Source organism: Xanthomonas arboricola pv. populi (assembly GCF_002939945.1).
In the GTDB taxonomy this organism is placed as follows: domain Bacteria; phylum Pseudomonadota; class Gammaproteobacteria; order Xanthomonadales; family Xanthomonadaceae; genus Xanthomonas; species Xanthomonas arboricola_A.
Map to the genome: position 1 here is coordinate 1 of NZ_MDEB01000008.1, position 12153 is coordinate 12153.

8 protein-coding genes are annotated in these 12153 nt (G+C 68.5%); all 8 read left to right on the forward strand.

The genetic code is table 11. The features are described from left to right. Nucleotides 1-153 precede the first annotated feature (153 nt). Entirely contained in the window at nucleotides 154-1782 is a 1629-nt protein-coding gene (locus XaplCFBP3123_RS18085) for a TldD/PmbA family protein (RefSeq protein WP_172453354.1), read from the forward strand. Nucleotides 1783-2660: 878 nt separating this feature from the next. Beyond that, nucleotides 2661-4295, forward strand: a complete 1635-nt coding sequence (locus XaplCFBP3123_RS18095; protein ID WP_172453355.1) for a TldD/PmbA family protein — start codon at nucleotides 2661-2663, stop codon at nucleotides 4293-4295. A 14-nt stretch (nucleotides 4296-4309) separates the two neighbouring features. Beyond that, nucleotides 4310-5644: a TldD/PmbA family protein gene (locus XaplCFBP3123_RS18100; protein ID WP_104535296.1), complete on the forward strand. Its 1335-nt coding sequence runs from the start codon at nucleotides 4310-4312 to the stop codon at nucleotides 5642-5644. After that, complete coding sequence (locus XaplCFBP3123_RS18105) at nucleotides 5641-6459, forward strand: DUF4159 domain-containing protein (RefSeq protein WP_104535297.1); 819 nt, start codon at nucleotides 5641-5643, stop codon at nucleotides 6457-6459. Before XaplCFBP3123_RS18100 ends, XaplCFBP3123_RS18105 begins: the two co-directional genes overlap by 4 nt. Before the next feature lie 106 nt (nucleotides 6460-6565). Further along, nucleotides 6566-7558: an AAA family ATPase gene (locus XaplCFBP3123_RS18110; protein WP_104535298.1), complete on the forward strand. Its 993-nt coding sequence runs from the start codon at nucleotides 6566-6568 to the stop codon at nucleotides 7556-7558. A 13-nt stretch (nucleotides 7559-7571) separates the two neighbouring features. Continuing rightward, nucleotides 7572-8468: a DUF58 domain-containing protein gene (locus XaplCFBP3123_RS18115; RefSeq protein WP_104535299.1), complete on the forward strand. Its 897-nt coding sequence runs from the start codon at nucleotides 7572-7574 to the stop codon at nucleotides 8466-8468. A 43-nt stretch (nucleotides 8469-8511) separates the two neighbouring features. Further along, the gene (locus XaplCFBP3123_RS18120; RefSeq protein WP_172453356.1) at nucleotides 8512-9690 is read left to right on the forward strand and encodes a BatA domain-containing protein; all 1179 of its coding nucleotides are present in this window, start codon (nucleotides 8512-8514) and stop codon (nucleotides 9688-9690) included. Next, the gene (locus XaplCFBP3123_RS18125) at nucleotides 9687-11963 is read left to right on the forward strand and encodes a hypothetical protein (protein WP_172453357.1); all 2277 of its coding nucleotides are present in this window, start codon (nucleotides 9687-9689) and stop codon (nucleotides 11961-11963) included. The genes XaplCFBP3123_RS18120 and XaplCFBP3123_RS18125 overlap by 4 nt, the downstream gene beginning before the upstream one ends. Nucleotides 11964-12153: the final 190 nt, after the last annotated feature.

A 12153-nucleotide genomic window follows, 5' to 3' on the forward strand; every position in this document is an offset into this window, starting at 1 on the left:
ACCGCAGACCTCTAGTTTTAGCTGGCATTGAATTGTGGGGAGTCGACAGAAGCACTTGGCGAGGTCGTCAATCACTTGACCAACGGCTTGGCAACATGGAACCTCACCGATCGAGGGCGGCCGGGTCGTGTCGTCTTGCACGGGAGAGTCGCATTGGACCGTCGTACCTTCCTCACCTTGTCCGGCATCGGTGCTGCCGGGTTGCTGCTGCCGCACACGCGCCTGATCGCGGCCGAGCAGTTGCTCGCTCCCAACGATGCCGCGCGCAGCCGGCGCTTGTCCGATACCGCGCTGACCACGGCCAAGGCGGCCGGTGCCAGTTATTGCGATGTGCGCGTGGGCCGTTATCTGCGCCAGTTCGTGATCACCCGCGAGGCGCAGGTGGAGAACGTGGTCAACGCCGAATCCAGCGGGGTGGGCGTGCGCGTGCTGGCCGATGGCGCGTGGGGCTTTGCGGCCACCAACACGCTGACCAGCGATGGCGTGGCCACCGCCACGCGCCACGCGGTGGCGATCGCCAAGGCCAACGCGCGGCTGGGCGGTGCGCCGGTGCGGCTGGCGCCGGTGACGCCGGCCGGGCAGGTCAGCTGGAAGACGCCGATCAGGAAGAACGCGATGGAAGTGCCGCTGCAGGACAAGGTGGCGCTGCTGATGGACGTCAACGCGGCCGCGCTCAATGCCGGCGCCACGTTCGTGGCATCGCGCCTGTTTGCGATCAACGAGCAGAAGTATTTCGCCAGCAGCGACGGCTCCTACATCGATCAGGACGTGCACCGGTTGTGGCTGCCGTTCACCGTCACCGCGGTGGACAAGGCCAGCGGCACGTTCCGCACCCGCGACGGGCTGTCCTCACCGATGGGCATGGGCTACGAATATCTCGACGGCGATGCCGGCCAGAAGCACCAGCTGCCAGGCGGGCTGATCGGCTACGGCCACAGCTACGATGCGCGCGAAGATGCGATCGCCGCCGCCAGGCAGGCGCGCGCCAAACTCACCGCACCGTCGGTGAAGGCCGGCAAATACGATCTGGTGATCGACCCGAGCAATCTGTTCCTCACCATCCACGAGTCGGTCGGTCATCCGCTCGAGCTCGATCGCGTGCTCGGTTACGAGGCCAACTACGCCGGCACCAGTTTCGCCACGCTGGACAAGCGCGATGCCGGTTTCCGCTGGGGCAGCGATGCGGTGACCTTCGTCGCCGACCGCATCCGGCCCGGCAGCCTGGGCGCGGTGGGTTACGACGATGAGGGCGTCAAGAGCACGCAGTGGGAGCTGGTGAAGGACGGCATCCTGGTCGATTACCAATGCACGCGCGATCAGGCGCATCTGCTCGGCAAGACCGCATCCGATGGCTGCAGCTATGCCGACTCGTGGTCCAGCGTGCAGTTCCAGCGCATGCCCAATGTCTCGCTGGCGGCGGGCAAGACGCCGTTGGCCGTTGCCGACATGATCAAGAACGTGGAGCGCGGGTTGTACATCCACGGGCGCGGGTCGTATTCGATCGATCAACAGCGCTACAACGCGCAGTTCGGCGGGCAGTTGTTCTACGAAATCGAGAATGGCCAGGTCACGCGCCTGGTGGAAGACGGCGCCTACCAGATCCGCACGCCGGAATTCTGGAATGCCTGCAGCGCGGTCTGCGATCAACGCGATTTCCGCCTGGGCGGCTCGTTCTTCGATGGCAAAGGCCAACCCAGCCAGGTGTCGGCGGTCTCGCATGGGTCATCCACGGCGCGCTTCGACGGCATCAACGTGATCAACACCGCGCGCGCATTGGGTTGAGAGAAACTGGTCGGTCGAGGGCGCGGTGCCCCAGAGATTGAGCTTGCGCACCAGCATCGAACAGCGCGCATCACGCACTGCTCTTACCGCTCTTAACTGTGCACACCGATCATCTCGACAGGTCCTTGCCCGCCCACCGTCGCGGGACCGTGTGGCGGCATCCATGCCGCCACACGGTCCCGCAATCGGCAAGGACACCGCACCAGACAGTTGATCGGCTGTTTTTTTCGAAAAGCGTGTTGCTCGGCTTGCGGTGCGCAGGCGAGATGTTTGTAGATTGGGTTTTGGGGGCCGGTCTGTCGCTCGGCTTGCGATGGAAAAATGGTGAGAGGTTGAGCGAACGCCCCGTGATCCAACCAGAGCTCGTCATGCACTGCTTGCAAACACACACACCGACCATCCCGACAGGTCCTTGCCCGCTCACCGTCGCGGGACCTTACGCGGCATGGATGCCGCGTAAGAGCCTACAGGGACGTACTTGCAGCGTGTCCCGCGATGGTGGGCGGGCAAGGGCCCTGCAGCAAGCCCGCAGACCATCGCTTCGTTTTTAGCCGCCGTGGGCCATGTGAAACAACGACTGCGCGCGATGGCACACGCGCGTGCATGTCACGATCGCCAGCGCGAAAGGCATGCGTGGCATCGATCGTACTGCGTGGCAACGCGATGACGCAGCAACACACGCAGCCAGCCGCGCTCGCCACATGTGCAGGCCTGTTGTGCCACCGGGTTCATGCACGTGTTGCGTTTGCATGCCTACCCCTGCCGAAAGTCATTTGACGCAGCATTCATCGCCCGGCAAGAATCGACGATACGCGCAGATAGCGATCTGTGCGTCACCACATTACCTGCGCGCCGCGCGGGATCATTGGGGAGTTGCCGTGCAGCGACGTGATTTCCTGGCCCTGACCGGGCTGACCATGGGCGGGCTGATCGTGCCCGCCTACTTCGGCAAGGCCATCGCCGCCGAGCAGTTGGTGACGCAACTGGATGTGGGCCGCAAGAAGCGCCTGGCCGATGCCGGCCTCAACGCCGCGCGCCAGGCCGGTGCGAGCTATTGCGATGTGCGCATCGGCCGCTATCTGCGCCAGTTCGTCATCACCCGCGAGGACAAGGTGCAGAACGTGGTCAACACCGAATCCATCGGTGCGGGCGTGCGCGTCCTGGTGGCCGGCGCCTGGGGCTTTGCCGCCACCAACGCGCTCACCGAACAGGGCGTGGCCAGGGCCGCGGCGCAGGCCGCCGCGATCGCCAAGGCCAATGCCAAGGTGCAGGGCACGCCGGTGCAACTGGCGCCGACGCCGGGCGTGGGCGAGGTCAGCTGGAAGACGCCGATAAGCAAGAACGCAATGGAAGTGCCGATCAAGGACAAGGTGGACCTGCTGCTGGGCGTGAATGCTGCCGCCACCGCTGCCGGCGCCAACTTCGTCAACTCGATGCTGTTCGTGGTCAACGAGCAGAAGTACTTCGCCAGCACCGACGGCTCGTATATCGACCAGGATGTGCACCGCATCTGGGCGCCGCTGAGCGTGACCGCCATCGACAAGGCCAGCGGCAAGTTCCGCACCCGCGACGGCTTGTCCGCGCCGATGGGCCTGGGTTACGAATATCTGGATGGCGCCGCCTCGGGCAAGTTCGTCTCGCCCAACGGCGTGGTCAATTACGGCCTGTCCTACGACATGAAGGAAGACGCGATCGCCGCCGCCAAACAAGCGCAGGAAAAGCTCAAGGCGCCGTCGGTGAAGCCGGGCAAGTACGACCTGGTGCTGGACCCCTCGCACACCTGGCTCACCATCCACGAGTCGGTCGGCCACCCGCTGGAGCTGGACCGCGTGCTTGGCTACGAGGCGAACTACGCCGGCACCAGTTTCGCCACGCTGGACAAGCTCAAGGCCGGCTTCCAGTACGGCAGCGACAAGGTGCATATCCTGGCCGACAAGCTCCAGCCCGGCAGCCTGGGCGCGGTGGGCTACGACGACGAAGGCGTCAAGACCAAGCAGTGGGACCTGATCCGCGACGGCAAGCTGGTGGACTATCAAGCCATTCGCGACCAGGCGCATATCCTCGGCAAGACCGCCTCCGATGGATGCTGCTATGCCGACTCCTGGTCGAGCGTGCAGTTCCAGCGCATGGCCAATGTGTCGCTGGCCGCCGGCAAGACACCGTTGAGCGTGAGCGAGTTGATCAAGAACGTCGAAAACGGCATCTACATCATCGGCGACGGCTCGTTCTCCATCGATCAGCAGCGCTACAACGCACAGTTCGGTGGCCAGCTGTTCTACGAGATCAAGAACGGCGCGATCACCCGCATGCTCGAGGACGTGGCCTACCAGATCCGCACGCCGGAATTCTGGAACGCCTGCAGCGCGGTGGCCGATCAACGCGACTACCGCCTGGGCGGCTCGTTCTTCGACGGTAAGGGCCAGCCGAGCCAGTCCTCGGCAGTCTCGCATGGGTCGTCCACCGCCCGTTTCGACGGCATCAACGTCATCAACACCGCCCGCTCGCTCGGCTGACAGGAGAAACCCACATGAGCATCCTTACCGAAGCGCAGGCCAAGGCCATCCTGGACAAGGTCATCAAACTGTCCAAGGCCGACGAGTGCACCGCCACGCTCAGCGGCTCGATCGACGGCAATATCCGTTTCGCACTCAACAACGTGTCCACCAGCGGCATCGTCGACAACACCGACCTGCAGGTGCAGGTGGCGTTCGGCAAGCGCGTGGGCATCGCCACCATCAACGAGTTCGACGACGCCGCGTTGGAGCGCGTGGTGCGGCGTGCCGAAGACCTGGCGCGGCTGGCACCGGAAAATCCGGAATTCATGCCGGCGGTGGACAAGCAGACCTATAAACCCAGCCCCACCTTCAGCGACTCCACCGCCGCCATCGACCCGGCGTTCCGCGCGCAGGTGGCTGCTGATTCGATCGCGCCGTGCAAGGGCAAGGGATTGATCGCGGCCGGCTTCCTGGAAGATGGCCAGAGCTTTACCGCATTCGCCAACAGCAAGGGCAACTTCGGCTACCAGCGTGGCGCGCGTTTCGACTACACCTGCACCGTGCGCACCGAAGACGGCCGCGGCTCGGGTTGGGTAGGGCGCAACCTGAAGGATGCCGCCGACTTCAAGGCCGAGCAGGACATCCGCATCGCCATGCGCAAGGCCAGCGACTCGTCCGAAGCCAAGGCGCTGGAACCGGGCAAGTACACGGTGATCCTGGAGCCGGCGGCGGCGGCAGGCTTGATTTCCTTCATGATGCGCTACTTCGACGCGCGCATGGCCGACGAGGGCCGCAGCTTCCTGTCCAAGAAGGGCGGCGGCAACAAGCTGGGCGAGCAGGTCTACGACCCGCGCGTGAACATCACCGCCGACCCGTGGGACGCACGCGCAGCAGTGCTGCCGTGGGACGAGGAAGGCCTGCCGCGCGAGAAGATGCCGATCGTGGAAAACGGCAAGATCGCCAACCTGCAGTATTCGCGGTTCTGGGCGCAGAAGAACGGCAAGCGCGCGGTCGGCGAGCCGGGCAACCTGCTGATGGCCGGCGGCGACAAGAACATCGCCGAGCTGGTGCGCGGCACCGAGAAGGGCGTCCTGGTCACGCGGACCTGGTACATCCGCATGGTCGACCCGCAGACCGTGCTGCTGACCGGGCTGACCCGCGACGGCACCTTCTACATCGAGAACGGGCAGATCAAGTACCCGGTGAAGAACTTCCGCTTCAACGAATCGCCGATCATCATGCTCAACAACATCGACGAGTTGGGCAGGCCGGTGCGCGTGGCCGGCGATGAATCCAGCTACGTGATGATGATTCCGCCGATGCGGCTGCGCGACTTTACGTTTACCTCGTTGTCGGATGCGGTGTGAGTCGGAGCCGGGAATCGGGAGTGGGGAATCGGGAATGGGAGAGCGGAGCAAGCTCTTCGCGGCCCGATGGTTTTCCTGCACATCCCGTTCCCGGTCTACACACCCTGGCGGCGCCCGCGACGCGCCGTCATTTCCTTGGATTGCTGCTCGGTAGCGTCGCTGCGTTGGCGTTACCGCGGCGCGCGCGGGCGGCGGGCAACTACGATTTCTGGTTCACCCGGCTGCGTTACGATTCGGGCGATTGGGATGTGGATGCGCGCATGCCGTCCAACCTGATCACCTCGCTGATCGACTACACCCAGCTGCGCGTGGACCCGCAGGAGCACGTGCTGGACCTGGCCGATCCGCGCATGTTGCAGGCACCGTTCTGCTACCTGTCCGGGCACAAGCTGGTGGAGTTCAATCCGGCCGAGCGGCGCAACTTCGAGCGCTATGTGCGCAATGGCGGTTTCGTGTTCGTGGACGATTGCAATCACGATATCGACGGCCTGTTCGCCACCTCGTTCCAGGCGCAGATGGCGGCGATCTTCGGCAAGAGCGCGTTGCAGAAATTGCCCAGCAACCATCGTCTCTACAGCGCGTTGTTCAAATTCCCCGACGGCCCGCCGGCCACCAGTTTCGAGCTCAATGGCTGGGGCGACGATCTGGTACACGATTATCTCAGGGGTATCAGCATCGATGGCCGGCTCGGCGTGTTGTACAGCAACAAGGATTACGGCTGCGAATGGGATTACGACTGGCGCAACAAGCGGTTTCTGGCCGAAGACAACACCCGCTTCGCAGTGAACATCGTGATGTACGCGCTGACCAACTGAAACCGATCCGTAGGAGCGCGCTGGCGCGCGACGAGGCTTTATCGGTAACTCCGCATCGCGCGCCAGCGCGCTCCTACGCCAGCAGTCCCATAACGAGACTTCCCCCATGACTTCCCCCAGCGACGACATCCTTACCCGGCAGCTCTCCCAACTCGGCGCGTTGCGTGCGGCCCTGGCGCAGGCGGTGGTGGGCCAGGACGCGGTGGTGGAGCAACTGCTGATCGGCCTGCTGGCCGGCGGCCACTGCCTGCTGGAAGGCGCGCCCGGCCTGGGCAAGACGCTGCTGGTGCGCTCGCTGGGGCAGGCGCTGGAGCTGCAGTTCCGCCGCGTGCAGTTCACCCCCGACCTGATGCCCAGCGACATTCTCGGCACCGAGTTGCTGGAAGAGGATCACGGCACCGGGCATCGGCAGTTCCGGTTCCAGCAGGGCCCCATCTTCACCAACCTGCTGCTGGCCGACGAGCTCAATCGCACCCCGCCCAAGACCCAGGCCGCGCTGCTGGAGGCGATGAGCGAGCGCACGGTGAGTTATGCCGGCACCACCTATGCGTTGCCGGCGCCGTTCTTCGTGCTGGCCACGCAGAACCCGATCGAACAGGCAGGCACCTATCCGTTGCCGGAAGCGCAGCTGGACCGCTTTCTGCTGCATGTGCGGGTGGATTACCCCAGCGAGCAGGAAGAGCGCGACATCCTCAGCCAGACCACCGGCACCACCACTGCGCAGGTGCCCAAGGTGATGGACGCCGACAGCGTGCTGGCGCTGCAGCAACAGGTGCGGCACGTGCATGTGGGCGCGGATCTGCTGACCTGGATCAATCGCCTGGTGCGCGCCAGCCGCCCCGGCCCGCAGGCCAGCGAGGACGTGCGCCAGTGGATCAAATGGGGCGCCGGCCCGCGCGCCGGGCAATCGCTGGTGCTGGCGGCCAAGGCGCGTGCGTTGCTGCATGGCCGCTTTGCCGCCACCCGCGAGGATGTCACCGCGCTGGCCGCGCCGGTGATGCGCCATCGCCTGTTGCTGTCGTTCGCCGCCGAGGCCGAACAACGCAGCGCCGACGATGTGGTCGCCACGCTACTGCGCGCCGTGCCGTTCCCGGCGTGAGGCACGTAGCGGCGTGAGCGTGGACGTGCCGGCGCTGATTTCCGCCGAGCTGCGCAGCCGCCTGCGCGGCCTGCAGCTGCGTGCGCGGCATGCGCAGGGCGCGCAGGGGATCGGCCAGCACGCCAGCCGCAGCCGCGGCGCCGGGCTGGAATTCTCGCAATACCGCGCTTACGAACCCGGCGATGCATTGCGCCAGATCGACTGGAAGCTCTACGCCCGCTCGGACCGCTTCTTCGTGCGCGAAGCAGAACGCGAGAGTCCGCTGACGCTGTGGTTGTTGCTCGATGCCACCGCCTCCGCCGGCCAGGCCGATCAGGCGCGCCCGCACGACACGCGCCTGCAGGCGATGGCGACCCTGGCCGCGTGCGCAGCCGACGTCGCGCTGCACCAGGGCGACCGGGTCGGCCTGTTCGCCGTGCATGGCGGTGGCCTGGTGGCCGTGCCAGCCGCTGGCGGGCCGCGCCAGCGCGACCGGCTCTGGCTGGCCTTGCACGGGCTGCGCGCCGGTGGGCGCTGGCCGGGCATGGACGCCGTGCGTCCGCTATGGGAACGCATCGCCGCACATGCGCTGGTGCTGTCGATCGGCGATGGCTTCGACGAAGAATTGGTCGGCGCGCTGGAAAAACTCGCCGCCGCACGCCGCGAGGTGATGCAGCTGCAGGTGCTGACCTGCGACGAACGCGATTTCCCTTTCAACGGCGGGCATCGCTTCCGCGACCCGGAAACCGGCGAAGAACTGCTTGGCGATGGCGCCGCGATGCGCGCGGCGTATCTGCAACGCTTCGGCGCGGCCCAGCGCGCGCTGCAGGCGCGCTGGCAGGCCGCCGGCATTGCGCACGCGGTGCATTACCTGGATGCGCCACCGGATGCGGCATTGCGCGCGTTGTTTGCGCACGGTGCGCGGCGATGAGCCGGCGCACCGGCGCGACCGCCGCAGCGGAGGGGGCGCAGCGGTGAACCTGCTCCTGCTGTTCCCCGCCGGCCTGGCCGCGTTGGCCGCGTTGCTGCTGCCGTTGCTGATCCATCTGGCCCGACGCAGCGAACACCGCCCCACCGACTTTGCCGCACTGCGCTGGCTGCGCGCGCTGCCGCGCCCCCGGCACCGCGTTCGATTCGACGAATGGCCGCTGCTGCTGGTGCGCCTGCTGTTGCTGGCCGCCATGGCGCTGCTGCTGGCCGAGCCGGCGTTGCGCGAGCACCGGCAGGCGCGCCCGCGCATCGCGGTGAGCCCTGGGGTGGATCTGGCCGCTGCACGCACCCTCAACCACGCGGCCAACGCGCAATGGGTGTGGCTGGCGCCGGGGTTCCCGCCGGTCGATGCCGATGCGGCGCTTCCAGCTGCCGGCACCGCGCAGCCGGTCGGCAGCCTGCTGCGCGAACTCGATGCCAGCCTGCCGCCGGACACCGCGCTCAGCGTGATCGTGCCGAACCAATGGGGTCCGCTGGATGCGCAACGCCTGCAGCTGTCGCGCGAGGTGCGCTGGCAGGTGTTGCCCGGCCAGTCGCCGGCGGCCGCCGTGGCGGCCGTTCCACCGTTGCGGCTGCAGGCCATCGCCGACGCTCCCGCCGACCCGGCCCTGCGTTATCTGCGCGCCGTCCATGCCGCCTGGGCACTGCCCGGCGCACTGCCGGTGGGCACGCCCGCGGACGCCGCGCCGGCACGCTGGCCGGCCGGCACGGTGGTGGCCTGGCTGTCGCAGCGGCCACCGCCGGCACCGGTCATCGCCTGGGTCGCCGCCGGCGGGCAACTGCTGCTCGCGGCGCAGACGCCGGCCCCGCCCGCACTCGCCAACCCGCTGCAACCGCTGCTGCAGGATGCACACGGCGCCCCGCTGATCGACGCCAGCGCCGTCGGCCGCGGCCGCCTGCTGCGCTGGGCCGCGCCACTGCAACCGCAACAGCTGCCGGCGCTGCTGGATGCCGATTTCCCTACCCGGCTGCACGACGCGCTGCAGCCGACGCCCGCACCACAGCGCGCGCTGGCGCAGACCCAGCAGCCGCAACGCGGCCCCGCCATCCGCCTGGCCAGCGCCCCCTGGTCGCTGGCGCCATGGCTGATCGGCCTGGTGCTGTTGCTGTTTGCGATCGAACGCTGGCTGGCCACCGCGCCCCGCCGGGGCACCGCGGCATGAGCACGCCGGCGCTGCACCGCGCATGGCAGGCCGCGCGGCGACGGCAGGCCGCAGGCGTGCTGCTGTGCGGGCTGCCGCTGGCCGTGCTGCCGGCGCTGCTGGCGTGGCGCGCCGGTGCGCAGCTGGCGATCCTGCCTTTATTGCTTCCGGGCCTGCTGGTGCTGCTCGGCATGGCAGTGCTGGCGGCACGCCGGCTGGACCAGGCCTGGCTGATCCGCCGGCTGGACCGCGATGCGGATCTGGAAGACAGCAGCGACCTGCTGTTCGCCCCGCCCGGGCAGCTCGGCCCGTTGCAGGCCCTGCAACGCCAGCGCCTGCAACAGCGCCTGCGCAGCACGCCGCGCGATCTGCGCCCGGCCTGGCCGTGGCGGCGCGGCTGGCCGTGGGGCCTGCTCGGCCTGCTCGCCTGCGCCGCCGTGCTGCTGTGGCCGCACTCCGCCCACCGGCCCACGGCGGGCAAGGACCGGATCGCCGCCGCCGGTGCCGGCCCCGGTGCCCCCACGCTGGGTCAGGCGCGGCTGCACAGCACCCCGCCCGCCTACACCGGCCTGCCGCCCACCCGCCTGCCCGGCCTGGATGCGCGCGTGCCGGCCGGCACCCGGCTGCACTGGCAGCTGCAGGTCAACCCGGCCCCGCGCAGCGTGGCGCTGCGGCTCAGTGACGGCCGCAGCATCACGCTGGCCCGGCAAGGCAGTACCGATCGATGGCAGGGCCAGTGGGTCGCCGAACGCGCCAGCCTGTACCGCATCCTCATCGACGGCGCGCCGGCCGACCGCCGGCTGCACCGCCTCGACGTGCTGCCGGACCGCCCACCGCAGGTGCGCGTGCTGGCGCCCGAACAGAGCCTGGTGCTGTGGACGCCCGCCAATGGCGGCTGGACGCTGCGCTTCGAGGCCAGCGACGACTACGCGGTGGCCGCCAGCGCCGAGCTGCGCCTGACCCTGGCCCAGGGCAGCGGCGAGAACATCACCTTCACCACCCAGCGCCGCACGCTCAGCGGCAGCGGCCCGGCCCGGCAGCGCGGCTTTTCCACCACGCTGCAGCCGCAGGCGCTGGGCATGGCCGCCGGCGACGACCTGATCGCCCAGTTGATCGTCCACGACACCCGCCAGCCCAGGCCACAGGAAGGCCGCAGCGCCAGCGTGATCCTGCGCTGGCCACCGCCGGAGCAGACCATGGCCGCCGGCCTGGAAGCCAGTGTCAAGCAGACCTTGCCGGCCTACTTCCGCAGCCAGCGCCAGATCATCATCGACGCCGAGGCGCTGCTGAAGGAAAAACCGCGCCTGGACCCGGCCACCTACCTCAAGCGCGCCGACGCCATCGGCGTGGACCAGCGCCTGCTGCGGCTGCGCTACGGCCAGTTCCTGGGCGAAGAGAGCGAAGGCGCGCCCAAGGGCCCGCCGACCGCCGACGCGCCACCGACCAGCGACGCCCCGGCCGATGATCTACCCACCGCCGACATGCCCACCGCGGATGCACCGGCCGCCCCTGCGGCGGCGGCGCCCGCGCCCGCCCGGGACGAACACGGGCATGACGCGCACGACCACGACCACGCCGCCGCATCCGAGGCCGGCGCCGCCGCGCTGGACGACCACGACCATGCGCACGGCGACGGCGGGCCCGAACGCAGCGGCTTCGGCCAGGCGCAGGATGTGCTGTCCGAGTTCGGGCACACCCACGACCATGCCGAAGCCGCCACCTTGCTCGACCCGCAGACCCGCGCGCTGCTGCGCGCCGCGCTGGACCAGATGTGGCAGTCCGAGGGCGAGCTGCGCCAGGGCCACCCCGAGCGTGCCCTGCCGTTTGCCAACAAGGCGCTGGGCTTCATCAAGCAGGTGCAGCAGGCCGAACGCATCTACCTGGCGCGGGTCGGCACGCAACTGCCGCCGATCGACCCCGGCCGCCGCCTGAGCGGCGACCGCGCCGGCCTGGGCGACCGTGCCGCCGGCCTGGACAGCCGCCCGGATCCGGACCCGTCCGCGCTGCAGCTGTGGGACGCCCTCGGCGACCAGACCCCGGTACCGGACGCCACCCTGGCCCGCTACGCGCAGTGGCTGCAGACCCAGCAGGAGCGCCTGCAGGATCCGCTGGGCCTGGCCGCGGCGGTGGAAACCCTGCGTGCCGAACCCGATTGCGCCAGCTGCCGCGCCCAGCTACGCGCCCAGGTCTGGCGCACGCTCATCGCCCCACCGGCCCCGCTGCACCGCCGCGCCGCGCCGGACGCGCGCGGCCAGCGCTATCTGGATGCTCTGCGCCGGGAGCCGCAGCCATGATGCTGTTACTGCCCCGGCAGACGACAGTCGCCGTTGCCTGGCGCACCGTCGCGCCAACTCCAGCGCGCCCTGGATGTGGCGTACCTGGAGCCAGGCCATGAACCTCTCGCCACTTTTGCACGCCGGCAAGGCCCTGCGGTTGCCGCTGGCGATGGAGTGCTTGTGGCGGCCGGGTAGGCACGCCGCGCCG